This window comes from Natronospira bacteriovora (assembly GCF_030848495.1).
In the GTDB taxonomy this organism is placed as follows: domain Bacteria; phylum Pseudomonadota; class Gammaproteobacteria; order Natronospirales; family Natronospiraceae; genus Natronospira; species Natronospira bacteriovora.
Map to the genome: position 1 here is coordinate 1 of NZ_JAVDDT010000011.1, position 24213 is coordinate 24213.

The following is a 24213-nucleotide window of genomic DNA, read 5'->3' on the forward strand; positions in this document are numbered from 1 at the left end:
CTCGATGCGAAAACCCTGAAAGAGGAAGGGCGAATCAATCCAGGGGCGGTCCAGCTCCGCCACATACATGCCGACCTTGAGGTCGCGGATATCGATTTTCTTCAATGCCATCCGGGCGGCCTCCTGCCTCTTCCCAACTGTTTTCTGTCTCTGGAATCTAACAGTTGGCCGCGGCCGGGTCTAAACCTTTCTTGAATCGGCGTTAGAAAGACATCGAATCTGCACCATTTATCCCTAAAAACGTGCAGAGCTGTGGAGTGAATCCGGATTTGCAGGGGGTGGGTAGCCCCTGGAACGCGCCCATCAAATCAACGCCTCGACTGCTCCCCGCTGTTCCGCGAAGAATCAAAAAAGCCCCCGGCTTACGCCGGGGGCTCCTCAGATGTGTCGCACGGATTAAAAGGCCAGGTTCATGAGCTTCTCTGTCGAAAATCGGTCATCAACCGGATTATCGCTGTCGGAAGTGTCAGCCTCGACCGACTTTGCAGCCGACCCGCTCAACACATTCAGCCCGGATCCCGAAGTCGGGCCCGGCTCACCAGGCCAGATCGGCTGCAGTGTACCGGGATGCAACATGACCAGATAACCGTGGCGGTTCCCGTTGACCCCGATAATGGCGCCTGCCGCCACCACTGCATTTTCATCCTGGGTAACGGCGAGGACATCACCCTCGAAATCCACGCTGACGGGCTTCAACGTGAAGTCACCATTGTCAAAGTTGAAGACCGCCAGACCGTCCCGGGCGCTGCCATTCGCTTCACTGAAGTAACCGGACACCAGCAACTGGTCGGTCGAGTCCAGCAGATGAAGGTCAGTCACCGTGCCATCAAGGTCGGGTGGGGTACCCACGACATTGCTGCCGGGGGTCAATACGGTGATATAAGCCTGGTTCTGCCCACCGGACTCTGTGAAACGACCGCCTGCCATGACATAACTGTTGCCATCATTCAGAACGGCGTTCACGGATCGGTCAACACCGCCATCCCAGCCAGTGCTGTTCAAATCACTGGCAAAGGTAGCCGCCAGGTGGGCGGGCGCACCGCCACCGATCTCGTCGAACCAGCCACCGACGAACACAACGTCATCACCTGAATAATAGGCAAGATCAAGAACCGTATCGTTGACCTGAGGGTCCGTCATGCTCGACAACGCGCCGGTGACAGGATCGACCAGGGCCAACCGGGTCAGAGGCTCCCCGTTGATTTCGGTAAAGTCACCACCGATGGCAATGTTTCCATTGGCTGTCGTGATGGCCTGTACCGCACTGTTTGCTTCCGGGTTCCACTCGAGGAGCGTGCCATCAGTCGCATCAAAGGCAGCCGCATTACTGCGACTCTCGCCCTGGGCAGCCTCGATCAGGCCACCCGCATAAAGCTGTCCTCCTTCGAGATGCAGGACGGCCGTGGCCAGGCCATCCACCCCGGCGTTCCAGTTGGCATCCAGCTTCCCATCCTGGCGGGAGAGGGCAGCCACGCTGCCAATATACTCACCACCAGCACCCCAGATGCCGCCGTATACGGCCATTCCATAATCGCTTTCGACAAATCCAAGCGGAATCCCATCCACATGAGGCGCCCAATCCGGATCCACGGCCATGTCACTGCCAAGCGGCAGACGACCCACGTTGATGGCCCTCTCACCGCCAATGCTGCGGAAAAGACCCGCGACATAGAGCGCATCGTCGCGAACTTCCACCGTTACCGCAATGCCATCAACGCGCAGGTCACGATTGATATCGAGCCCGCCGGTATCGAGACTCAGCGCGGCAACTCCTTCCCATGAACTGCCTGAGACCTCATCATAATGGCCGGTGATATAAAGGCGCTCCGGCCCAACAGCGATGTCCGTGACGGTTCCATTCAGATTGGGTGTGAAACCCGGGTCAACGGCTCCATCATCGTGCGACACGGCAACCAGATAATTTCTGCTTTCACCGTTTACAGAACTGAACGATCCGCCAATATAGACTGACTCACTGGATGGCAGAATCGCCAAGGCGGTGTCATTCACATCGACATCGAAATCTTCCACGTAGCTACCCGTGCTCAGATCAAGGGCAGCGACATTGCTGTTTGACGCGTCGGGCGTGTCGAAACGGCCGGCCACGTATAGGCGTTCGTCGTGAATGGCAATGGCGTTTACCTGGGCGAAGAACAATGTGCCCGCCGGGGCTTCCGGCGAGAAGCCGCCGTCAATGTTGCCATCAAAATCCAGTGCGACCAGGCCGGTGAATCCGGTATTGCCATTCACCTCTTCGAAGCGGCCGGCCACATACAGGCGATTGTCATCGATCAGCATTTCGTTGACCCGTGTGATACCGCCATCGAGGGATGCGGTCCACTGCTCATCCAGTGTTCCGTCCGCATTCAGGCGAGCAAGGTGCGCCCGAGGCTCGCCGTTGATGGACGCGAAGTTGCCACCGATATAGAAGCCACCATCGGGGTCCTTGGCGACGGCGGTGATTTGGGCGACTACCCCGTCTTCATTGCGCACATCAAGGAATGGACCGGTCAGAGGGGTGCCAGAGAGATCGTCACGAAAGTGAGCGATACCCTGGTGCAAACCGCCGTAGTACTGAAAATAACCACCGGCAATGAGGTGCTGATCCGTCAGAACGGTGTCCAGGACGTAGCCGGTCAGGTGATAAGTGAGCGCGGTGGCCGTGGTTACATCCGATTGCATGCCATTGGCCTGCATGACCAGATGGTAGGTAGTATCCAGGCGCAATCCATCATTTTCGGCATCAATCACGGCGCTACCGCCACTGACACCGTAGCTGGCGCCGCCATCCGCACACTGCTGCACATTGCTCCAGTCACAAGCGCGATCGCTTGAGTAGAGAATGTCGACGGTACCCGCCGGTGACCATTGCAGTGCAATCTGTCCTTCCTCGTTGAGCGCAGCAAGGCTGAAATCACCACACTGGACGAGCACATCATCGATGGCCTCATCACTGATCTCGCCGGATTCGTTGTCAACGAGGCAGGCACTGTCTCCTGGCTGCTCCGAGATGGTTACCTCATAGCTATCGCCATCGGCCAGCAGAGTATCGAACTCAAAGGCACCGTCGGCATCCAGTGAAAGGGTTTCTTCACCGTTCAATGTGAGCTCCACACTGTCACCCGCAAGTCCGCTCAGCTCACCGCCGACGGTAAACCCCTGGGGCCCGGAATCCCCGGAACTACTGGAGCACGCAGCGATGCCCCCGCAAGCGACGAGCACCCCGCTTAACAGAAAACCGTTCGCAGCCGTGCTGCCCTTCTTCGTCTGTATGTTGATCATGATGACCTCCCTGACTGAAATTCGGGCCGGACCTATGGATTCGGCCGCCAGTTCTCGACACACTCACCCTGCCTGTACGGCCCGTTTTACACACCCCCCCATACGGGGCACCGCGTCCCCACCCAAACGAATGGGTATCTTGCTGGCGTTGCTTCTTCGCCACGAATCTCGCGGGATGCGCAATTGTCGCAGCCGACTGCCAGGCGATTGAAAAACGGCATGGCGAACGGGAGTTCCGGCGGGTAGACTGGTTTTGCAAACGGTGCCCGATTGCCTGCGCTGTCCGGGCTGGAGGATGCGAAAATGCAGAGAATGAGCAACACGATCAGACTGCTTGCATGCTTGCTGCTGCTGCCTCTGGCGGCATGCGGCAATGATGAAACCATTCTGGTGGACGGTGGTGACCCGAATGGGGGTGACGAGGCGCTGCTTCGGGTTGTTCACGCAACGCGCGATGCCCCGGAGCTTCAGATGACGGTGACTCGTATCGATGAAGAAATGGAGGTAGAGATCTACAGCCAGGCCCTTCCAGCGGGCGGGCAATCCGACCCGATTGCAGCTGAACCTGGATTGCTCCGCCTCTACCTGGCGCGCGCCACGGCGCCGGACATGACATTGCTGGAAGCCGAGTTTGAGCTCGCCGAAGGTGAACGCCGCTCTCTTGCCGTCATCGGCAGCCTCAATGCTGATGCACTTGGAATTGCAAGCATCGCTGAGCCCGTGGAGAGTGCCGGCGCCGATGAAGCCGACGTGCATTTCCTCAATGCCGTGCATGTGGATGGCAACAATTGGCCCGTCACTCTGAGCGCCAGCGGCGAGGACATCGTCAGCGGGGCAGATTTCGGTGTCTGGCAGCCCGCGGTCGCGGTGACTGCCGGATCCGGCAGCAGTTATTCTCTGGTGGCCCGCAACAGCGATGGCCTGAACATCACGCCGCCGGTCGGCTTCACGCCTGACGCCACCAGACACTATCTGGTCATCGCGGCCGGCGTCTGGGGTGACGGTGTGCAGACCACCGACCCGGTCTTGCGGGTCGTCGCGGCCATGAACGATTGATTGGGGAACCTCTTTACGGAGGTTCCATGGACGATTCCGGGCTTTTTCTCATCCAAATGGGTGAGGCGGGGCGGCCCATTCCGGTCTAGATTCTGACTCGAGATTCGGCAGGGAAGCTGGTCTCATGCAGCGGGGAGGCTCCTTTGCAGGGGCCTCCTTTTTTGTTTCTTCGTGGAAAGGCCGCCGACGCCAATCCTGGCGTGGCGCCCGTCAGCGGATGACGCCCTCGGCACGCAGGCGTGAAAGCCGCTGTTCATCCAGCCCCAGCCGCTCCATCAGCACGGCTTGCGTATCCTGTCCAAGCGCCGGTGGCGGGCCATGGCTTTGGGTCGAGCCGCCACGACAACGGATCGGGCTGGCAATGGTCGGTATCTCACCGAGGCGGGGATGGGTCAGTGTCTGCACCAGGCCCCTGGCCCGCACCTGGGGATCGTCCATCACCGCCGCCATGTCATTCACCGGTCCCGCCGGCACGCCGGCCCGTTCCAGGGCGGCCAGCCAGTCGCCCCGCGGGCGGCGGCGGATCACCGCGGCCAGCCGTTTCACCAATATCGCCCGCTGGGCGACCCGATCGGCATTGCGCGCATAGGCCGGGTCACGGGCCAGGTCCGGCAGATCCAGCACATCGCACAGTGCCTGAAACTGCTTATCGTTACCGGCGGCGATCACCAGCCAGCCGTCCACGGCCTCGAAGGCCTGATAGGGAACGATGTTCGGGTGGGCATGACCCATGGCTTGAGGCACTTCACCCCCAACCAGATAATTCATGGCCTGATTGGCCAGGGTTGCCACCTGCACGTCCATCAAGGCCATGTCGATGTGCTGTCCGCCGGCCCCGGCCTCGCGCTCCCGCAAGGCGCCCAGGCAGGCGATGGTGGCATAGAGGCCGGTGAGGATGTCAGTCACGGCCACGCCCACCTTGGCCGGTTCACCCCCTTCCCGGGCCGGGCTGCCGGTGATGCTCATCAGGCCACCCATGGCCTGCAGAAGGAGGTCGTAGCCGTTCCGTTGCGCGTAGGGGCCATCCTGACCGAAACCGGTAATGGAGCAGTAGATCAACCCCGGGTTCTGTTTGCGCAGACTGTCATGATCCAGGCCGTATCGGGCCAGGCTGCCCGGACGGAAGTTTTCCAGCAGGATGTCACTGTCGGCCGCCAGTTCGCGCAGCAGGGCCTGCCCTTCGGGATGACTGAAATCGATGCAAACCGACTGTTTGCCACGATTGCAGGCGAGAAAATACGCCGAGAGTGCCCCGGGGTCACTGTTCAGCCACGGCGGCCCCCAGTGCCGGGTGTCGTCACCGCGCCCCGGCTGTTCGACCTTGATAACGCTGGCGCCCATATCCGCCATGAGCTGACTGGCCCAGGGGCCGGCCAGTATCCGGCTCATGTCGAGAACCCGTATACCATCGAGCGCTTTCATGGGGCTCCTCACAATGAGCGTGACGAAAAACTTGCAAGCCCTTGTTTTACGGGCCATACAAAAGTGTATCAGGGCCAGCGATTGGCAGGGATGCAGCCATGTTACACGAAGCCCACCCCCCGGTTTTCGATCAACTCCTGGATCGCGCCATCCGCGACGGTTCACGCTATCTTGAACTCAGGCGGGCCGATTCACACATCCAATTGCACGCCCTGGTTGGCGGCAGCTGGCGCGCCCTATCCGTCACCGAGCAGGACGCCAGCGAGATCTGGGAATGGGCCGCCCAGCGACTTCTGGGCAAGCACCCGGAAGCGGCATTGAACGGCCAGCGGCCCACCAGCGCGGAACTGATCGGTGACTATGAAGACCCCAACAGCAGCGATGCCAGCCGGCCACGGCTTAAAGTCCGATTGCGCTGGCTGTCCCGGGCCGCGCCGGGCAGTCAGATGAGCGGCACCATCGCCCTTCGTCTGGTGGATGCACAGGGCTCGACACACTGAGCCGGCAGACCTTTCGCGACGTGGCCAGTTCAATCATCAGCCACGTAGCGAGCACAGTTTCGACCCGCATTCTTGGCTTCGTACAGGGCACGGTCGGCACGCCCGAGCAGGGAATCCAGGCTGTCACCGGGCCCGCCGCTGGCGACGCCGATACTCACCGTCAGTGGCGGTGAATAGGCGATGCCTTCCTGCTTCACCCGGCAACGAATCTTGCCGGCGAGCTCCATGGCCGCCGTGGCATCCGAGTGCGGGCCGAGCACGAGAAACTCCTCCCCGCCCCAGCGGCAGAAGTGATCCGACTCTCGCAGTGACTCGGCAATGACACGGCTGATGCGGCGAAGCGCCTCGTCGCCGGCGGTGTGCCCGTGTTCATCGTTGATTTCCTTGAAATGGTCCAGATCCAGAAAGAGCATCGACACGGGAAAACCATATCGCTGACTACGCCGCAGTTCCGAATTCGCCAATGCCTCGAAGCTGTGTCGGTTGCCGATACCGGTGAGGGCGTCGGTGTTGGCCAGGCGGTAGAGTTCCTCCTGCTTGCGCATCAGAGTGACTTCGACCGCCTTGCGCCGCTCACCCTCCTCAATCAGGCGACGATTGAGCCGGGCGTAACGCAGAGTCAGGATACCCAACAAAAGCAAGGCCATCACACCGCCCGCCGTCCAACGCATCAGCCAGGCATAATCCGGCTGTGCCGTTTCCGCATCGAACAGAAAACCGTCCAGCACTACAGGGCCGGGGGCCATGCCCATCTTCACATAGTAATCGCCGATCATCTGCCAGCGCCCCGGGTTCATGTGCCCCATGGAAACCAGTTCCGGCATGATCAGTTCCCGCAGGGCTTCGGCTTCGAACAGCAGGTGCTCTCTTGCCTTCTCCGGCGCGTAGTGGGTCTGAATATGATCAACGGTCTCTTCCACATTCTCCAGGGCGTAGACCCAACCCCGCAGGCTGGCGTTCACGAAGTCCGCCACCATGAGCGGATCCGATTCCAGCAGTGATTCCCGCGTGATCAGGACGTCATTGTAGAAATTGATGCCATAGTCCCTGGGACGGATCAGCCGGTAATCGACACCCTTCTCTGCGAGCAGCCAGGGTTCATTGCTGCTATAGCCATCGTAGGCGTCCACCTCGCCCTGAATCAGATCGTCCAGTGAATAGGTGGTGGGGACAAGATCCATTTCTTCCAGACGGATACCCTCCTGGCGGAGCATGGCAAGCAGTTCGGCACTTTCCGGAGGCGGCATCAGCATGAGGCGTCTGCCGGCCAGATCCAGGGGCGTGAAGATCCCGGAGTCAGCACGCACGATCCACACGATGGGCGATGTCTGTGCAATGGCGGCCAGTGCAACCACCGGCTTGCCTTCCATGCGCTCGATCAAGACACCACTGTTGCTGATGGCAAAATCCACCTTGCCGTCCAGCATGTCTTCCACCGGCTTGAGGGCATGGGGGCCGCCTTCCAGCAACTCCACGGCAAGTCCGGCCTCTTCGTAGAATCCCTTTTCCAGTGCCATGTAGTAGCCGGCAAACTGGAACTGGTGCTTCCAGCGCAGCTGCAGGCGCACATCGGTATCGGCCGTGACCACTCCGAACGGCAGAAAGCCCAGCAGCAAGACGAGCAAAATCAGCGCGATGGACTCGGGGAAGCTTTTATTGATCCTCCCGCGCCTCGCGGGAGAAAGAATCCACTTGGCGGCGGGCGCGAGTGAATTGATCAGCGCTTCCTTGAATGTGGAGTGAATCACCAGCGATCCTGCGTCAGTACTTCAGCCCGAGACGGCGGTAGAGATGAGCCAATAGCCACAAGGGCCCAATCATCAGGAACTGCAGGTCTTCGAGAAAGGACGGCTTCTTGCCCTCGATTTCGTGCCCAATGAATTGCCCCACCCAGGCCAGCACGAAGACCGCAAGCGACACCCCCCACAATGGCAGGGGCAACTGGTCGAGCTGCCAGGCCAGCGCACTCAGGATCACCGCAAAGAGCAGCATGCCCAGAGCCAGCGGTGGAGAAAGAAAGAGATAGTAGATGACAGCCGCCAGCAGCAGCATCGTCGCCCAGTTCAGAAACGGGGTCAGTTCGACCCAGGCCGGCGGCACCGGCAGGGACCACAACAGGCCCACGAGGCTCAGCACGATCAACGGCACACACACCCAGTGTATGCGCTTGTTGGTGGGATGCTGATGACTCTCGCCGTAGGCATCAAGCCATTCTTCCGTGCTGCGCGCCATCGGTCGACCCCTCCCAACGTTTTCCATCAGCTTAGGTGGCGTTCCGGCACAACTCAAGCGTCGCCGGATTTGGTCACGAGCGTGGCGCTGCCATCCCAATTTTCACTCGGCGGTTGCTGACGATAGCGGCTGATGATGTCCAGATAGAGGCCGGCGACCGGATCATCCCGTCGCTTCAGAATGTCGGAAAAGCCGGCCGCTGCCTGTGACCACTGCCGCGATCGATAGGCATCCAGGGCTTCGGCAAACAGCCCAAGTTCCGCCAGGGTGTCAGCGTCAGCCATTGCTTCCAGCATCAGCGGTTCGTGAACGGAAACCGGCGACTTTCGCCCCTTGACCCGAACTCGATCCAGCTCCCGATAAAGGTACTGTGGCGCCCGATCCCGTGTGGCCTGGCTGACGATGACGGGCACACCGTAACGTCGGGTAAGCCCTTCCAGGCGGGAGGCGAGATTCACCGCATCACCCACCACCGTATAATTGAGGCGATCGGCCGAACCCATGTTGCCGGCAACGGCCGTTCCACTGTTGATCCCCACCCGCAGTTGCAGATCCGGCCGGCCATCAGCCTCCGCCATGTTCAGGGCCTGCATGCTCTGCTGCATGGCCAGGGCGGCGGCGACGGCATGGCTGGCATGGTACGGGTCCGGCAAGGGTGCGGCGAATACGGCCATCACGGCATCGCCGATGTACTTGTCGATGACCCCCTGATTCGCCTCGATGTCGCCAGACAGGCGGGTCAGGTAGTGATTGAGGAAATCCAGCAGTTCCGATGGCGGGAGGCGCTCGGCCAGCGCGGTGAAGCCGACGATGTCGGCGAACAGAATGCTCACCTCCCGCTCTTCCCCGCCCAGCTCGATGTCCCGGCTGAGTAGCTCTTCCGCGATGGCTGGCGAAACCACTTTGCCCAGCAGGCCGCGCACCCGGTCCCGATCCTCGAGCCCGTGTGCCATGCGATTGAAGGCGCGTCCCAGGGCGCCCAGCTCGTCCCGTTGACGAACATGGACACGGCTGCGGTAATCGCCCTCGGCAATGCGCACCGCGCCCTCGCGCAACTGGCGCACCGGCCCGCTCACGCGGCGGGCCACCCAGACGGCACCCACTGCCGTCAGACCCAGGCCCAGCAGCATCAGCACCAGCAGTATCCGCTGAAGGCGCGCATAGGGGGCCATGGCGGCATCCAGGGAACGGTGCATGCCGGCCATGAGCTGGCGCTGATCGTCCATGCCCAGGGGATACAGCAGGGACACATAATCCTCACCGGCAAGGCGCAGGTTGAAGGCGCTGCCCGGCGACCCGGGGTTCGTCGCCAACTGGTCGGACAGGGCCTGTCGCTCGGCCGCTGGCAGGGTGGATGCAAGCGGCCGCCACGCGGTCTCTTCCCGGACCATCAGACTGATATGCGACTGGGTCACTTCGCGGAAATGCGCCACGAAAGGATCATCCACCGCAAAGCCCATGGCCACCCAGGCATCGTGCCGCGGGATCAGAACCGGCACGACCACCAACTGAAAAGGCTCACCGTCGATCAGCACGATTGCGGTGGCCTCGCCATGGGGATCTGCCTGTGCTGCCGCCAGCAGTTCCGGGTGAATGAATGCCGCGGCTTCCTCCCCCTCGCCCAGGGTGCTGGCGATGACCTCGCTATCGAGAGAGAGCAGGTACATGATGTCCGCCCCGATGCGGTGACCATGGTTGTGCAGCATGGACTCGATGGTCGGCCCGTCGCGGGTGGCGTAGGCAGACTTGAAGGCGAAATCGTCGGCCAGCAGCACGGCGGCCTGAAGAAGGCGAGTATCCCGCTCCTCCAGGAGACTGGAGAAGACCCCGGCGGATACCTCCAGGGCGTTGCGGATCTCCGTGCCGGCCGTGATGCGGCCAGCCCAGTTGCTGAAACCCAGCGCGACGGCCTGAGTGAGCGTGAACAGCGCCAGGAAGAGAACAAGCAGGCGGGTCTGAAAGCGCCGGAATCGAAACATCGGCTCAGCTCACTCCTGCCGGGCATGCAAGGCAACTGTGATCAATCCATTCAAGGCGGCCGCCGACGACGGACGCGAATGGATTGATCGCAGGCTCCCTATCGGTACCCACGACGACCGGGGCGTGGTGCGCGACGGGGTGAAGGGCCGCTCTGAATCTCCAGTGTCGAATCCAGCTTCAGACGTTCGCCCGCGGCCAGCTCACCTTCATGCAACGTCATTCGCCCATCGGATAGGCCGTGATGCCAGACCTCCACTCGGTAACGTCCCGCCGGCAATGAAGGACTTTCCCATCGACCACCCTCATCGCTGAGCCCATGCCATGGCGTATCCACCACATAGATGTGGCCCAGCATCCAGTCATGGATATTGCAGGCGATGGTGACAATCCCCGCCTGGGGAAAATGCACGGGCCTGGCCGGCATGCCTGTATACAGGGGCAACTCGAAGGTCTTGGCCTCGGAGAAGGAATAAACGTGATGACGGATGTCATCCTTGTTGGGGAACATCACCTCGGTACCCACGGGGATGGTAATGGCGGCCGGAACGAAGGCCCGATCAATCTGGTCGATCCGGACCCGGGGCGAATCAGGGCGGTCCGGCTCGGCGTCAAGTGTCCGCACCACCACCGCAGCGTTGGCAAGCCCGTCCCCCGCGGAATCCATCAGATGAACATCAAACCCGGCCGCCGACACCGGCATGGCCAGAACAGCGGACAGCAGGAGTGGCACCAGCGTGGTGGAACAGCTCAGAGTTCCTGCATGAAGCTTAACTGCCATCGCGTGGCTCCATAGGAAATGTCATTGTCGGTGGTTACATCGGTGAAACGCCCGATGAGGTTGATGGAGGCACGATCACCCAGCGGAATGGACACGCCGGCCTGAACACTCCAGGCCTGCCCATCAATGCGGTAGGTGCGAAAACTCTCGCCAAAGACCGGGTCATCCAGCCACGGCAGCTGCTCGTCATCGAAGAGATCCGGATCGGTGGTGCTGGCATTGAAGTCGCCCCTCTGATAGGCAAGGCCCGACAGCCAGAGCCAGCCATTGTCCATGCGGTAATCCAGGTCCGTCTGCAACCCGAGCGTGGAGAGGCGGAAGACATTGTAGGGGGCATTGCCTTCATCCCGTCGCACATTGTCCGGCGACTGGCGGTCGTAAGCCAAGCCGACCCGAAGCTGCCAGTGCTCGCCAACACCGCGCCCGGTGCTTGCACCGATGGACTGGCGCGTGCCTTCTCGCCACTCGTCCTTCACCCCGTGGTAACCGTAATCCAGATGGGCGGCAATCCAGGGAGCCTGCGGCCCCAGGCCCAGGCGGCGGTGGTAATGACCGGAAACGACGAGGCGGGATTCATTGAGATCGTCAAATCGATCGTGCAGACGCGCGCCAATCGCCACAGTGGCATCCAGGGTGCCCCATTCCCGCAGGTCGAAGGGACGCAACCAGGCCAGTTCGGCATCAAGCAGCGTATCGCTGCGTTCGTCTTGTGCCTGCGCGGCCCGGTTCAGGTTGTCATCATGACTCAGCTGAACGGACACATCGCCGAACCAGCTCATGGCCGTGACATCGAGCGGCAGAGCGGCCAACAGCAACGGGCAAGCGGCACGGATACAGCGCAACATCGCGTCCTCCCGGCAGGGTGAACCGGATACTCCCCGGCATTCGGCCACCCTGAGTATAGACGCCAGATAGGCACGCGGCGCCCCGCCTCCCCGCAGCGGGTGGAAAGGATAGAATCATTGCCGCTTGGTCTCGCTGGACTATCATTGAGGAATGTCGATACGGTTTCGCGCCATCCCCCTCCTGTTGACGGCACTGCTCCTGTTGTCGGGTGCCGTCATGGCCGATCATCCGCTGCACCCGATCCAGGGACAGCCGCCGGTGGCGCGCTTTGCCATTGATCTCGATGTATTCGCCCAGAATCTGGCCATCGCCCAGGGCCCCGACGGACTGGTCTATGTGGGCAATGCCGACGGCCTTCTGACCTTCGATGGTGCCCACTGGCGCCATCACCCGCTGCCGGATGGCTCCCGGGTGCTCACCCTGCTTCATGACGGCGAACGGCTCTACGTGGGGGGAACGGAGCGTTTCGGCTACGTGGAGCACGATCAGGCCGGTGTGCCGCACTTCAGGGATCTCACCGCGCTGTTCAGGCCCTTGATGGGCGAGGAAGGCTTTGGGGAGATATGGGACATCCTGCCCACCCGGGACGGCGTCTATTTCCGCGGGCTGCGCCACCTCTTTCATTACGCTCACGATGACGGCGCCACCCGGCTATGGCACCACCCCGGACGATTCGGTGCCCTGGCCACGGATGCCGATGGCCTCCTCCTGCTTCAGTTCCGTGAAGTGGGCCTCAAGACCCTGGTGGACGGACGCTTCGAACTCGTCGCCGGTGGTGAGCAGCTGAGCGATTTCGTCTTCCACCTGCTGCCGGGCGCGGACGAAACACTGGTGGCGGCCGCCATGGACGGGCGCTGGCTCGCCTACAGGGACGGTGGCGTGGAAACCTGGACGGCACCGGCCGGCCTGCCCGACGCCAATCACTTCACCGCCTTCGCGGTGCTGCCGGACGGCAGCTGGGCCCTGGGCGGGCGCTCCGGCGATCTCTATCTGCTTGACCCGGAAACGTCCGCCTACAGCCGGATCGGCCTGGGAACGGATGCCTTGCAGGCCATCACCCCGAGCCGGGTGGGAGGCGGGCTGCTGGTGCAAACCGACCTGGAGACGCTGCATGTGGACTGGCCACCGACCTGGACCCTGTCCGATGACGACAGTGGCCTCATGGGGCATGTCACCCGCTTTGCCCGCTGGCAGGACCGGAAACTCATCCTAAGCACTTCCGGCGCCTTTCTGCTGGATCAGACCGACAGCAAGCCATCCGGCCTCAGTCTTCAACGCTCAAACTGGACACAGTTCGAGGCCTGGGACTGGCTCGCCCTGGCGCCCGACAGGGCGCTGCTTGCGGAAACCTACCATTTGATGGAAATCACCCCCGACGGGGCGACGGCGATCTCCGATTCCAGCCTCTATCCGCGCAGCATGAAGCGCAGTCGCTTTGACGACCGCCTCATCTACGTGGGTACCGCACTGGGCCTGGCCATCGCAAGGCAATCCGGCGATCACTGGGAATGGCTGCGCCTGCCGGAGAAGCCCGCTGCACGGATCCTCGGCATTGCTGAAATCGCGCACGGCGAACTGCTGCTGGCAAGCCATCATCACGGCATCATCCACGTCACCCTCAATACCGAACTGGACGGCATCGATCAGTGGCGGGCGGTGGATGCAGCGTCCGGCATCGATGACGGCAGCGGTGAAAACGGCCTCTGCCATCTCCTGCGTCATCGGGATGGCCGGATCACCGCCAGCACCAGTGGCGGTCTCTGGCAGTGGGACGGCGATTATTTCCAGGCAGTTTCGCAACCCGGCCTGGATGCGCATCGCGCCGACCACAGCCCGTTCCATCTCCGGGAGGGCCCCAGGGGCGAACTGTGGGCCTTCAGCCACAACCGTCTCCTGCGGCATGCCAGAGACGATGAATGGGAACGATTCGAGGTGGCCGAAGCGCTCAGCCGTGGCGCGATCACCGAACTGGGCTTCGATCGCGACGGGCATGTGCTGGTGGGCAGTATCGGGCGGCTGCTGTTCCACCACAGCGGCATCCGCGCTGATCACGGTGAGGTACCGCAGGTCTCGCTGCGACGTGCCATCCTGCAACACGCCGATGGCCGCAGGGAAGCCCTGGCGCTGGACCCGGATCGGGTTCACCAGCTGCCCCGCGATCACTACGCCCTGATCCTGGAGCTCGCCGTGCCGGACTACGCCACCAACTCCGGCGTCCGCTTTCGCTCCCGACTGGCCGGAGTGGAACCTGAAATCTCGGACTGGTACTCGTCGAACCTCATCACCTACTCCTTCCTCAGCCCCGGTGACTACCGCTTCGAGCTATGGGGACAGGACGGACGCGGCCGCACCAGCGAGGCGGCTCCCTTCCGCTTCGAGATCCTGCCCCCCTGGTACCAGACCAGCTGGGCCTACAGCCTCTGGGGTCTGCTCATGGTGCTGTCGGGGGTCAGCCTGACCGTGGGCGTCATCCGCTGGCGCACCTATCGCATCAGCGCCGAACACCGCCGCCTGGCGGAAATCGTGGAAGGGCGTACCCGGCAGCTTTCACTGGCTAATCGCCGCCTCAAGGACATGGCCAACATCGACGGCCTGACCGCGATTGCCAACCGGCGCCGACTGGATGAATACATGACGGAGGCGCTCAATCACTGCCGTCAGGAAGGGGTTCCCCTGGCGATCCTGCTGCTGGACGTGGATCACTTCAAGGCCTATAACGACCAGGGAGGTCATGTCGCCGGTGACGTGGCGTTACGCCAGATCGCCCTGATGCTGGAAGAGGCACCCCGGCGCCCGGAGGATCTGGCGGCCCGTTACGGCGGTGAGGAATTCCTGCTGCTCATGCCGGGCGCCAGTGAGACGGCGGCACGGGAAGTGGCTGAAGGGATACGCCGACGGGTAGAAGCGTCCGATCTCGAACTGACGGTGTCAATCGGTGTCTCCAGCCGTGTCCCGTCAAGGGACGACAACTGCCAGCGACTGATCGATTCCGCGGACCAGCCCCTTTACCGAGCCAAGGCGGAAGGCCGAAACCGGGTTGTCTTGGCCGGTTAGACAGGCGACGGGCATCCATCGGCTTCCCTCGTTTCCGGCCCCTTGTCCACCTTCAGGGGCGTGGGCCGACCATGCCCGTGCATGGAAATGGGGCAGTTTTTGACATATCGTTAAAGGCAAGGGAGTGCATCGGGCCGTTTCGTCGCGTGGCCGGGACAGGGAGACCGAACCGGGGGTGGGCTTTATCCGGGCAGACGGAGGAAAAGATGCTGACTGATTGGCGATTCGGCCTGACGTTCATTGCGCTCCTGTGGCTGGGCCCAGCCGCTGTGCCGCCGGCAAGCGCTTCCGACAACCCCCTGATGCTCTCGGCAGAGGAACGCCGAAGTACCGAAGGCCACCTGCAGGTTCACGTGGACAGCGCGGCCGGGCGTGATTTTTCCGCCCAGCTCGAACGGGCGCGTGGCGGGCAGTACCAGCTCAGCGAGGAAGCCTCGCCCCACTTCGGTTATTCCGACGCCGCCATCTGGCTCTATCTGCCGATCAGCGCGCCCGTGGATGAAGGGGGGGAATGGCTGGTGGAAATCCAGCACCCGCTGCTGGGCGAGGTCTCGGTGGAAGCCCATCATGCAGACGGTCGCGTACAACGCTGGGAAGCGGGCCAGAAGGTGCCCTTCGCGCAATGGCCGAAGGAGCATCGCAACGTCACCATCCCATTGCACATGGAAGCCGGTGAGCAGGTGGAACTGCTGTTTCGGATTGCCAGCAACAGTTCCCTGCAGACTCCCATCGTTGTGTGGCCGGAGGCGGCCTTTGCCGAGGCCAACCAGCAAGCCAATCTCTGGTTCGGCCTCTTCTATGGCGTGATCCTGGCCCTGCTGCTCTACAACCTGCTGCTGTATTTCGGCCTGCGGGACATCAGCTATCTCTATTACGTCGCCTACGTTGGCCTCTATCTGCTGTCGCAGCTGATTCTCAATGGCCTGGCCTTTCAGTATCTCTGGCCACGGGCCACCGCCTGGGCGGAGATGTCCACATCAGTGATCGTGGCCATGGCCTTTGTCGCCGCGGCCCTGTTCTCGCGATCCTTCCTGCAGCTACCCTCGCGCATGCCCGTGGCCAACAAGGTGGTGCTGGGTCTGGCCGGTGCCTTCGTGCTAGCCGTGCTGCTGGCCATCGTCTTCAGCCCGCGTGTCGGGGTTCAGCTTACCGCCGGGCTGTCGGTCATCAACACCTTTGCGCTGGTGGCCATCGCCACATTGTCTCTGCGAGCCGGCTTTCTGCAGGCACGCTACTTCCTCCTGGCCTGGACCATCTTCCTGCTGGGCACGGCCATCTACGGCCTGCGGGCCATCGGCCTGCTACCGAATGTCTTCCTGACCGAGTTCGGTGTACAGATTGGCGCCGTGGTGCAAATGCTCATGCTCAGTTTTGCCCTCGCCCACCGCATGCGAGTCACGGAATGGGAGAAAGCCCGGGTGGAGCGCGAAGCCAAGGTCAATCTGGAGAAACGCGTCCGGGAACGAACCGCCGAACTGGATAGCGCGCTGGGTGAACTGTCCAACAGCAACAAGCGCCTGGAAAACCGCACCCGCCTGTTCGAATCCCTGGTGGAGGTGAACCAGTTGGCCCCGGGCGTGCGCAACCCGGAATCCCTGCTGGTCCAGACCCTGCCCCTGCTGGCCCGCGCCCTGCCGGACACCGGCCTGGCGGTGGTGGCCCGAGTCCCCAAACGGGCCACGGCCATCACCCATGTGCATTTCCACGGCATCGAGCCGGCCATCCAGAAACGCATCCTCGGCCTGCTGCGCGGCAAACGCATCGACAGCGAGCTGCCGGTCAAGCTGCCGGATCTGGGCGATGGCCACCAGGGCCTGCTGATCACCATGAACAACCGTCTGCGTCAGCTGGAAGGCCTGTTCATCATGGTGAAGAAGGGCAGCAACTTCCAGGCCGATGAACGCGAGGCCGGCGTGCTGTTTGCCGACCACCTGGGCGCGTCCATGGAAGCGGTGCTGCTGCAACGCCGCCTGGAAGCGCGTGCCGACACGGAGATGAAGACCGGCCTGTACAAGCGGGCCCACCTGGAGAAGGTTCTGCACCGCGAGATCGAGCACCGCAAGGCCCATGACGCCCTGGATTTCGGGATGCTCTGCCTGCGGGTGCACGGACTGGACAGCGCCCGTGAACAGTACGGGGATCAGGCGGCGGAGCAAATCGTTCTGGCCACTGCCCGCGGCCTCCGGGAGCATTGTCGCCCGGGTGACGAGGCCGGCCACTGGCGGGGTGAACAGCTGGCCCTGGTCTGCCCCGGCACCCGCCGCCAGGAAATGGAGAAGTTGCAGACCATGCTGGGCAAGGCGCTCAACGGCCAGAAGCTCACCCTCACCGCGCGGGACGGCAGCCCGATCGACTACACGGTGATGGTGGAGATGGGCGCGTCCACATCGGATGAGGCGACGCCTGAAGCCGTTTCGGAGCAGGCGGTTGAGAACATGCGAAAGGGCGCTCGCTGATTCGATTCTTCCCCTTCTTGCATCCCTCCCCGCGGCTATTTAATCTGGCCGCGGGGAAAGGGATGCCCTGATCCGCGAACTCGATATCGGTCTCACCGGGCGCGAGGGGGCGAATCAGTGGTTCCCAGGGAACAAGAATAAAGGGGACGATCATGCACCAGCGCTCACTGCTGCCCACCGAAGCACCTCGCCATCTTCTGCCGCCGAACGCGGTACGCCGCCAGCCCTGGTGGAAGAGCCGAAGCAGCCGCAAGGATTTGCGGAGCAATGTCTGGAGCCAGGGCGGGCTCGCGGCATTGGCCGTCTACACCGGCAGCTGGCTGACCACCGTCCCCCTTGAAGTGCTTTTCTTCATCGGCGCCCTGCTGTTCGCCTTCTACCATGAAATCCGGGCACGCCAGGTGCTCTTTCAGATCGGGGATGGCTCTTCCCCGCACCATGTATTCGCTTCGGCTGGCCAGCGCCAGGATTCAGAACCCTCTCGTGAAACAGGGGATCGGCCACGGCCACCCGCAGCGGTCGCCCGCCAGGCGCGTCCTTCCCGGGACTGAAGCGGGCTTCCTCTCATGCTGATTCTGCCCCTGCACAAGAAACCCACCCGGGAAAACTTCCCCGTCGTCACGGCCCTGATCCTGTTGATCAACGTGCTTGTCTTTTTTGTCCTTCAGGGGGGTGACGGTGCCGTTGAAACCGAGGCGGGGCAGTACTACCACGACAGTGGCCTGTCGGCACAGGAATGGGAATGGTTCGGCGAACACATCTCGCCGAATGACCAGCCTCACTGGGATTATCGCCAGGAGCTGGATGCCCTGGCGGAGGAGGATGTGCCGGACGCCTTCATCGCCCTTTTCCGGGCCAATGTGCTCGAAAGCCATCCCGATTTTCTCGAGGCCGCCGAAGCCGGCGAGTTCCTCAGCCGGGATTCCGAGGACTGGGCGGACTGGGCGCAGCAGCGTGAACAGTTCGAATCCATGATGGATGAGAGCTTCACCCAGCGTTACCTGCTCAAATACTGGAAGGTGGAGCCGGCGAACCTGTTCGCCCACATGTTCATGCATGGCAGTTTCATGCATCTGTTCGGCAACATGCTCTTCCTGGTTCTGCTGGGTCTGTTGGTGGAAGGGGCCCTGGGGCGATGGCTGTATCTGGGCGCCTACCTGCTATCGGGTCTGGGTGCCGCCGGCGCCACGCTGCTCATGAACTGGGGCATTCCCACCGGCATGCTGGGCGCCTCCGGGGCCATTGCCGGTCTCATGGGCCTGTTCGCCGTCCTCTACGGCCTGCGCAAGGTGCGCTTCTTCTACTGGTTCTTCGTCTACTTCGATTACGTGCGCGCCCCGGCGCTGATCCTCCTGCCGGCCTGGCTGGGCTGGGAGCTGCTGCAGTTTTTCATGGACGACAGCAATGTGGCCTATGACGCGCACATCGGCGGCATCGTCACCGGGGCCCTGCTGGGTGTGCTGGTGCTGAAGCTCAACTGGGAAGACCGCGAATTCCTGGATGAGGAAGTGCGTGAAGACGATGACCGCGAGACATTGCTCCACGCACGCGAAGCCTTGAGTGAGCTACGACCGGACAAGGCCAAGCGAGCCCTGCGGCCATTGCTGGAGCGTCACGGGCAGGACATTCAGGTACTCAGGCTCTGGTACGCCGCCTGCAAGCTGCAGGCCGGTGACCCGGAGCGCCATGAGGCGGCCGCCGCCATCTTTGCCCTGCCCGGCCGTGATGCGGCCAGCCGTGCCTTCATCCTGGAAACCGCCCGGGACTACCTCGGGCAGGGCCGGATACGCCTGCGCCCGGCCCAGCTGACATCCCTGGCCGGCCGCCTGGCCGGCTGGGGTGAGACAGAGGAGGCACAGCGACTGATCCGGGCGCTGGGCCGAATGAAACAGGTACCGGCCGGGATGGCCGATGCCTGCCTGAAGCTGGCGCACGCCTGGCTGCTCAAGGGCGAGCCGAATCGGGCCGGCAACTGCCTGGCACTGGCGGACAGATTCGTCCAGACGGCGCCTGAACGCCAACGGATCCAGGCACTTCGCCGACAGCTCTAAAGCAAGGCAGGTCCATTCAGGCCGGCTTCGGCTTTGGTGATGTCAGCGGGCCCTCCGAGATCTGACTGGCCAGCCGCTCCATCTCCCCGCGTTTCTCATGCTCCGGGAATCGCCGAATCAGCTGCCCGAGAATTTTCAATGCCTGCTCATCCTTGCCGCGGCCGAACCACAGGGCGCGGGCCGCGAGGTAATAGTTCTCGGCCACGTCCGGATGCTTCGGATGCTGCTGGGCAAAGCCATTGGTGAGCTTGATCACCGATTCATGGTCAGCGAATCGATCCATCACCTGGGCCAGGTCCAGTACGGTCCTGGCTTCCTTCGGCCGGAAGTTCGGATCCAGCTGCAGGCATTCCTTCATCACCAGCATGGCCTTCTTTTCATCTTCATGCCCGTAAAGCAGGATGGAAATGTATTCACGTCCGTGCTCAAGGAGCTCTTCCTTGCGCCCCTGCAGGGACAGCAGCTTGCGGTAACGCTCGTGCTCTTCCGGCAGGCCGCCCTGATTCAGGGTGGTGCGCAGGTGCGCAATGGCACCATCGGTGTCGCCCTGGCGAATGCGCTCCTCGGCCTCCTGCAGGGCGGGTGTTGCCGGCACCGACACCTGTTTGCCCTCACGCCGTTTGTCCACGCCCTCGCCGTCAACCTCGACACCCAGGGCTTCGTGGTTCTCGTAGACCAGATAACCCATGAGGTGGAAACTGGCGATCAGGAAATACCCGCCCACCAGGAACAGGCCCACGGCCCCCAGCCAGCCGTAACCGGCCAGCCAGGCCATCAGGCCTTCCGCCATGGTCTGGCTGAGGGACAGCATCATCAGCAAGAGCACGGCAATGAAATAGGCCCAGCCGATGCGACGAATCACATTGAACCAGGCCAGGGGGTTGAGGGCATACAGCAGGCTGTTGGTCATCACCACGATCATGATGGCGGCCGGCCAGGCGAAACCCACGGCCAGGCCCACCAGCGCGGTCAGCAGCATCGACCCCGTGGCAATGGCCACGGCAACCACCAGCAGGATGAGACCGAACAGCAGCAGAAACTGCTTGGCCAGCATCCAGCTGGTATTGGCGCTCTGTATCTCCGGCGGTTCCATCCAGCCCCGGGCGGTGGCCTCAAGGCAGTCCGCAGCAAACTTGTAGAGGCCGACATAGGCGACCAGCACCAGCAGGAAGCCGATCAGGGGAAGAAAGATCCCCACGCCGTACAGCAGGGCAAAGAGCCCCAGCGATGTCAGACAGGCGGAATGGAATGGATAGGCGAAGATGCGGGGCAGTCGTTCCCATACCCGCGGAATGCGATTCTCATCATCAAGCAAGGCCATCTGGCTTTCCCCTCTTGTCTCCCTGGCGGGCCTTTTCGTTCATCACCATCGTCCGGATGGTGACAGCGCCGAAACGCGGTGGGCCCGAATGTCCTGATGGAAGCCGAACCGGGCTCCCCGGCCACGGATCGGCCTGTCGATTGTCGCTGCCGGGCTCCGCTCATGCAATCCGGGCATGATGTCGGGTGCGGAAGCCTTGACAGAATGGACTACACATGTAGGCTTGAAAGCATCAAACTTACAACTGTAGTCCAAGCCATGAAGATATCCGAATCCGAATCCCGTGTCATGGAAGTGCTCTGGGACGCGCAACCGCAGCACTCCGGCGACATCGTCGCTGCCGTCACCGCCCGGGAGGACTGGAGCCCGAAAACCGTGCGCACCCTGCTGGCCCGATTGCTGGACAAGGGCGCCGTCCGGCGGGAAGGCGGCAGCCGCCCCTTCCTCTACAGCCCCTGCCTCAGCCGCGAGGATTGGCTGCGGGAGCAGACCGGGCAGCTGGTGGACAGCCACTGCCAGGGGCGTCTGGCGCCCCTGGTATCGGCCTTCGCCCGTCGTGAAAAACTGTCCGAGGAAGACCGCCGGGAGATCCTGGCCATCCTGAAGGAGATGGAAGAATGAGCCCGCACGCTATCCTGCACTGGCTGGCCCATACCAGCCTCGCCCTGGCCCTGCTGCTGCCCCTGGCCTGGCTGTTGTCGGCCTGGATGCGTCGCTGCGGCGCGGGGCGACTGGCCTACGCCTGCTGGCTGCTACCGCTGCCGGCATTGCTGCCGGCCGGCCTTCTTGCCACGGGGGCACCCCTCGCCACGCCCCTTCCGCCATCGCTGAACCCCACCGTTGTCATGGACACCCTGACGGTCACGGGCAGTGAGACCGGATCGTCCCTGAGCGGCGTGCTGCTCGCCGTCTGGCTGGCCGGTGCCCTGCTGCTGGGCGGATTCAGCCTGTTCAGCCAGTGGCGCTTCGAGCGCGGCCTGCAGCAGGGCGCCCGGCCGGGCTCCGCCATCACCGGGCCATGGCGCCGTTGGCTGGACTGCAGCGCGATACCGCGCTGGCTGTCGGTCATGCAGACCAGCGCCTGCCGCAGCCCCATGCTGGTCGGCGTGGTACGCCCCCGCCTTGTGCTGCCGTTGGACAGCCGGGACCGGGTCGCCGACGAGGGCCTGTTGATGCTCGAACATGAACTGGCCCATCTGCGCCACGGCGATACCGTCTGGAATGCCGTGCTGCTGTTCCTGCGCAGCCTGTTCTGGTTTCACCCCCTGGTCCATCTGGCCGCCGGGCGCATGCGCCGGGACCAGGAACTGGCCGCCGATGAGAGCGTGGTCGTTCAGCTCAAGCCATCCACGCGCATTGACTATGCCCATCTGCTTTGCAGCTCGAGTGGCCTGGAGCCGCGCCACCTGGCTGTGTCCTGGATCACACGCGGCTCACTCAGGGAGCGAATGATGATGATTGGAAAATCACGCGAGCAACGACTGTCCGTGGCAGGCGGACTGGGGATTCTGCTGCTGGCACTGGTGAGCGGCACGGCCTTGGCGGGCAGCCTGGTCAACACGGCCAGCGACACGGACCGGCATCAGGCCACCGAGGCCGACCCGGCTGAACACAAGGACGGCGCACTGAAACCCATCGTGCGGGTGGCACCCAAATGGCCGAGAGAAGCGGTCCAACAGGGCATCGAGGGTGAAGTCACTATGGAAATGCGGGTACACAAGGATGGCAGTGTGAGCGACGTAACCGTGGTCGCCTCCAATCCGGAAGGCGTCTTTGATGAAGCCGCGGTGGAGGCCGTGGAGCAGTGGAGAATCCACCCCGCGATGGAGGAACTGCCGGATGGGTCGGTGGAGGTGCGTGCGGCAACCGTCCGCCAGACCATCCACTTCCGGCTCGACTGACACAAGCAGCCCCGGCCACCGAGTGTGGCCGGGGCCTCCTTCAATTCCTGATCATGCCCGCCTCATTCAGCGCTTGCCGGATGCCGTCCAGTTGCGCTGCCGACCAGTCTTCCCCAGCCGGCAAGTTTCCCCACACCACACCCGGCCAGCAGGCGTCACCCGGGTAGCGGCCCACCACATGCACATGCAGCTGCGGCACCAGATTGCCGATGGCGGCCATGTTGGTGTGTTCACTGCCATGATGCTGTTTCACGAAGGCCGCCAGGGCGAACACCGCCTCCATGAGAGGCTGGCGTTGCGCTGCTGGCAGAGCCTGCAGCTCGCGCTCATCGCTTTCCGGCACCATCAGGTACCAGGGCAGCGTGGCATTGCGCTGCAGCAGCAGCCAGCCGGCGGCCGAACGCCCCAGTACATGGCAATCCGCCTGCAGGCGCGGATGCAGCTGGAACTCACTCATGAATCGGCGCCGGCCTTGAGCGCCTCGTGACGCCGCTTGATTTCCTCACGCACCCGCTGGATTTCATCCGAACTGTCCGAGGCCGCCGGCGCATTGTCGTAGCTATCCGACTGGGACAGGCCCAGCGTCAGGGACAGGATGGAGAAGACCACCACACTCAGGCCGGCCAGCAGGAGTATCAGCGGCGGGGTAAGCGCGCCGGTGAAATAATCCAGATCCGCCACCGCAGCGGCCTGGATCTCGAAGCCGCCCATGCTGACCACGTACATGCTGAGCACGGCCAGGGCCATCACGGGCGCGGCCACATAGCGATAACGGGGCCGCGGACTGCGGGCCAGATACATGGCCGGCACCGCCAGCAACACCGCCAGGGCCACACCCGCGAACAGGAAGAACTCATCGTGGACAATCAGGCCCTGGACACGAATGGCTGCGGCCGCCAGATAGTTCATGGCGGCCAGGCCGCCGCCGATGAACACCGCCGCCAGCGGGATCAGACCCGGCACATGCCCCCAGCGATAGGCCAGATACAGGCCCGGCAGAAAGGCCAGCAGCGGTGCCAGAAATGCGGCCAGCGCAAGACGGGCATCAAAGGTAATCAGGGTGTCCGGGGTCACCGCGAGCAGACCAAGGAAGTACGGCGCCCAGGCCGTGCAGCCGGCCAGGATCATGGCGGAAAGCAGCAGCCAGGACAGGCGGGTACGCCCGGCCGGCGCAATCCAGCGGGCGGCGGAGAAGGTGGACAGGGCGCCGAAGGCCGCCACCAGGAAGGAAACCACGAGCAATCCATATACGACATCCGAAAGCCAGAAATCCATGGCCATTCCCCTCTGTTGCAATCCGCCTGAATGTACAAGGTTTTCGGCTTATGTAAAAG

General features: G+C 62.8%; 19 protein-coding genes. 8 read left to right on the forward strand and 11 right to left on the reverse strand.

The genetic code is table 11. The annotated features are described in order from the left end of the window. Both RBH19_RS13055 and RBH19_RS13060 read right to left on the reverse strand, forming a co-directional pair. Window positions 1–111 (reverse strand): DUF3391 domain-containing protein (locus tag RBH19_RS13055; protein WP_306729341.1); only part of this gene is annotated, 111 nt, incomplete at its 3' end. A 285-nt stretch (window positions 112–396) separates the two neighbouring features. Further along, window positions 397–3282, reverse strand: coding sequence for a delta-60 repeat domain-containing protein (locus tag RBH19_RS13060; RefSeq protein ID WP_306729297.1), 2886 nt, complete (start codon window positions 3280–3282; stop codon window positions 397–399). A 312-nt stretch (window positions 3283–3594) separates the two neighbouring features. Here RBH19_RS13060 and RBH19_RS13065 point away from each other — a divergent pair, with 312 nt between their 5' ends. Beyond that, window positions 3595–4338, forward strand: coding sequence for a DUF4397 domain-containing protein (locus RBH19_RS13065; protein WP_306729298.1), 744 nt, complete (start codon window positions 3595–3597; stop codon window positions 4336–4338). A 210-nt stretch (window positions 4339–4548) separates the two neighbouring features. Here RBH19_RS13065 and RBH19_RS13070 read toward each other — a convergent pair whose 3' ends face one another. Beyond that, window positions 4549–5760 (reverse strand): CaiB/BaiF CoA transferase family protein, encoded by a 1212-nt coding sequence (locus RBH19_RS13070; RefSeq protein WP_306729299.1) that lies wholly within the window; start codon window positions 5758–5760, stop codon window positions 4549–4551. 98 nt (window positions 5761–5858) lie between these two features. On the opposite strand from RBH19_RS13070, the gene RBH19_RS13075 reads away from it, so the two are divergent. Then, on the forward strand, window positions 5859–6260 hold the full coding sequence (locus RBH19_RS13075; RefSeq protein WP_306729300.1) for a hypothetical protein: 402 nt from the start codon (window positions 5859–5861) through the stop codon (window positions 6258–6260). 29 nt (window positions 6261–6289) lie between these two features. On the opposite strand, the gene RBH19_RS13080 is transcribed toward RBH19_RS13075, so the two are convergent. From RBH19_RS13080 to RBH19_RS13100, 5 genes are all read right to left on the reverse strand, one after another. After that, complete coding sequence (locus RBH19_RS13080; RefSeq protein ID WP_306729301.1) at window positions 6290–8008, reverse strand: GGDEF domain-containing protein; 1719 nt, start codon at window positions 8006–8008, stop codon at window positions 6290–6292. A gap of 13 nt (window positions 8009–8021) precedes the next feature. Then, window positions 8022–8492, reverse strand: coding sequence for an Mpo1 family 2-hydroxy fatty acid dioxygenase (locus tag RBH19_RS13085; protein WP_306729302.1), 471 nt, complete (start codon window positions 8490–8492; stop codon window positions 8022–8024). A gap of 53 nt (window positions 8493–8545) precedes the next feature. Then, the gene (locus RBH19_RS13090) at window positions 8546–10471 is read right to left on the reverse strand and encodes an adenylate/guanylate cyclase domain-containing protein (RefSeq protein ID WP_306729303.1); all 1926 of its coding nucleotides are present in this window, start codon (window positions 10469–10471) and stop codon (window positions 8546–8548) included. Window positions 10472–10569: 98 nt separating this feature from the next. Next, window positions 10570–11250: a methylamine utilization protein gene (locus RBH19_RS13095; protein ID WP_306729304.1), complete on the reverse strand. Its 681-nt coding sequence runs from the start codon at window positions 11248–11250 to the stop codon at window positions 10570–10572. Further along, window positions 11220–12095 carry a hypothetical protein gene (locus RBH19_RS13100; protein ID WP_306729305.1) on the reverse strand — a complete coding sequence of 292 codons (876 nt, stop codon included), beginning with the start codon at window positions 12093–12095 and terminating at the stop codon, window positions 11220–11222. Before RBH19_RS13100 ends, RBH19_RS13095 begins: the two co-directional genes overlap by 31 nt. Before the next feature lie 151 nt (window positions 12096–12246). On the opposite strand from RBH19_RS13100, the gene RBH19_RS13105 reads away from it, so the two are divergent. The 4 genes from RBH19_RS13105 to RBH19_RS13120 all read left to right on the forward strand — a co-directional run bounded on the left by RBH19_RS13105 (window position 12247) and on the right by RBH19_RS13120 (window position 19657). After that, window positions 12247–15150 carry a ligand-binding sensor domain-containing diguanylate cyclase gene (locus RBH19_RS13105; RefSeq protein WP_306729306.1) on the forward strand — a complete coding sequence of 968 codons (2904 nt, stop codon included), beginning with the start codon at window positions 12247–12249 and terminating at the stop codon, window positions 15148–15150. A gap of 206 nt (window positions 15151–15356) precedes the next feature. After that, complete coding sequence (locus tag RBH19_RS13110) at window positions 15357–17606, forward strand: 7TM diverse intracellular signaling domain-containing protein (RefSeq protein WP_306729307.1); 2250 nt, start codon at window positions 15357–15359, stop codon at window positions 17604–17606. A 152-nt stretch (window positions 17607–17758) separates the two neighbouring features. Continuing rightward, entirely contained in the window at window positions 17759–18157 is a 399-nt protein-coding gene (locus RBH19_RS13115) for a hypothetical protein (RefSeq protein WP_306729308.1), read from the forward strand. A gap of 15 nt (window positions 18158–18172) precedes the next feature. Beyond that, window positions 18173–19657, forward strand: a complete 1485-nt coding sequence (locus RBH19_RS13120; RefSeq protein ID WP_306729309.1) for a rhomboid family intramembrane serine protease — start codon at window positions 18173–18175, stop codon at window positions 19655–19657. A gap of 16 nt (window positions 19658–19673) precedes the next feature. Here the strand turns inward: RBH19_RS13120 and RBH19_RS13125 are convergent, their stop codons facing one another. Continuing rightward, on the reverse strand, window positions 19674–20978 hold the full coding sequence (locus RBH19_RS13125; RefSeq protein WP_306729310.1) for an outer membrane protein assembly factor BamD: 1305 nt from the start codon (window positions 20976–20978) through the stop codon (window positions 19674–19676). A gap of 258 nt (window positions 20979–21236) precedes the next feature. Between RBH19_RS13125 and RBH19_RS13130 the strand changes: the two genes are divergently transcribed. Together RBH19_RS13130 and RBH19_RS13135 are read left to right on the forward strand one after the other, a co-directional pair. Further along, entirely contained in the window at window positions 21237–21599 is a 363-nt protein-coding gene (locus tag RBH19_RS13130; RefSeq protein ID WP_306729311.1) for a BlaI/MecI/CopY family transcriptional regulator, read from the forward strand. Next, the gene (locus RBH19_RS13135) at window positions 21596–22879 is read left to right on the forward strand and encodes a M56 family metallopeptidase (RefSeq protein WP_306729312.1); all 1284 of its coding nucleotides are present in this window, start codon (window positions 21596–21598) and stop codon (window positions 22877–22879) included. The genes RBH19_RS13130 and RBH19_RS13135 overlap by 4 nt, the downstream gene beginning before the upstream one ends. Before the next feature lie 40 nt (window positions 22880–22919). Here RBH19_RS13135 and RBH19_RS13140 read toward each other — a convergent pair whose 3' ends face one another. Both RBH19_RS13140 and RBH19_RS13145 read right to left on the reverse strand, forming a co-directional pair. Continuing rightward, window positions 22920–23336, reverse strand: a complete 417-nt coding sequence (locus RBH19_RS13140) for an HIT domain-containing protein (RefSeq protein ID WP_306729313.1) — start codon at window positions 23334–23336, stop codon at window positions 22920–22922. Continuing rightward, window positions 23333–24154: an MHYT domain-containing protein gene (locus RBH19_RS13145; RefSeq protein ID WP_306729314.1), complete on the reverse strand. Its 822-nt coding sequence runs from the start codon at window positions 24152–24154 to the stop codon at window positions 23333–23335. Before RBH19_RS13145 ends, RBH19_RS13140 begins: the two co-directional genes overlap by 4 nt. Window positions 24155–24213 lie beyond the last annotated feature (59 nt).

Bases quoted from the DNA above. Each gene is read 5' to 3' on its own strand.
- RBH19_RS13115 (WP_306729308.1), top strand. From the start codon at position 17,759: ATGCACCAGCGCTCACTGCTGCCCACCGAAGCACCTCGCCATCTTCTG.
- RBH19_RS13075 (WP_306729300.1), top strand. From the start codon at position 5,859: ATGTTACACGAAGCCCACCCCCCGGTTTTCGATCAACTCCTGGATCGC.
- RBH19_RS13065 (WP_306729298.1), top strand. From the start codon at position 3,595: ATGAGCAACACGATCAGACTGCTTGCATGCTTGCTGCTGCTGCCTCTG.
- RBH19_RS13060 (WP_306729297.1), bottom strand. From the start codon at position 3,282: ATGATCAACATACAGACGAAGAAGGGCAGCACGGCTGCGAACGGTTTT.
- RBH19_RS13110 (WP_306729307.1), top strand. From the start codon at position 15,357: ATGCTGACTGATTGGCGATTCGGCCTGACGTTCATTGCGCTCCTGTGG.
- RBH19_RS13070 (WP_306729299.1), bottom strand. From the start codon at position 5,760: ATGAAAGCGCTCGATGGTATACGGGTTCTCGACATGAGCCGGATACTG.
- RBH19_RS13120 (WP_306729309.1), top strand. From the start codon at position 18,173: ATGCTGATTCTGCCCCTGCACAAGAAACCCACCCGGGAAAACTTCCCC.
- RBH19_RS13105 (WP_306729306.1), top strand. From the start codon at position 12,247: ATGTCGATACGGTTTCGCGCCATCCCCCTCCTGTTGACGGCACTGCTC.
- RBH19_RS13100 (WP_306729305.1), bottom strand. From the start codon at position 12,095: ATGTTGCGCTGTATCCGTGCCGCTTGCCCGTTGCTGTTGGCCGCTCTG.
- RBH19_RS13095 (WP_306729304.1), bottom strand. From the start codon at position 11,250: ATGGCAGTTAAGCTTCATGCAGGAACTCTGAGCTGTTCCACCACGCTG.
- RBH19_RS13130 (WP_306729311.1), top strand. From the start codon at position 21,237: ATGAAGATATCCGAATCCGAATCCCGTGTCATGGAAGTGCTCTGGGAC.
- RBH19_RS13145 (WP_306729314.1), bottom strand. From the start codon at position 24,154: ATGGATTTCTGGCTTTCGGATGTCGTATATGGATTGCTCGTGGTTTCC.
- RBH19_RS13140 (WP_306729313.1), bottom strand. From the start codon at position 23,336: ATGAGTGAGTTCCAGCTGCATCCGCGCCTGCAGGCGGATTGCCATGTA.
- RBH19_RS13135 (WP_306729312.1), top strand. From the start codon at position 21,596: ATGAGCCCGCACGCTATCCTGCACTGGCTGGCCCATACCAGCCTCGCC.
- RBH19_RS13085 (WP_306729302.1), bottom strand. From the start codon at position 8,492: ATGGCGCGCAGCACGGAAGAATGGCTTGATGCCTACGGCGAGAGTCAT.
- RBH19_RS13090 (WP_306729303.1), bottom strand. From the start codon at position 10,471: ATGTTTCGATTCCGGCGCTTTCAGACCCGCCTGCTTGTTCTCTTCCTG.
- RBH19_RS13125 (WP_306729310.1), bottom strand. From the start codon at position 20,978: ATGGCCTTGCTTGATGATGAGAATCGCATTCCGCGGGTATGGGAACGA.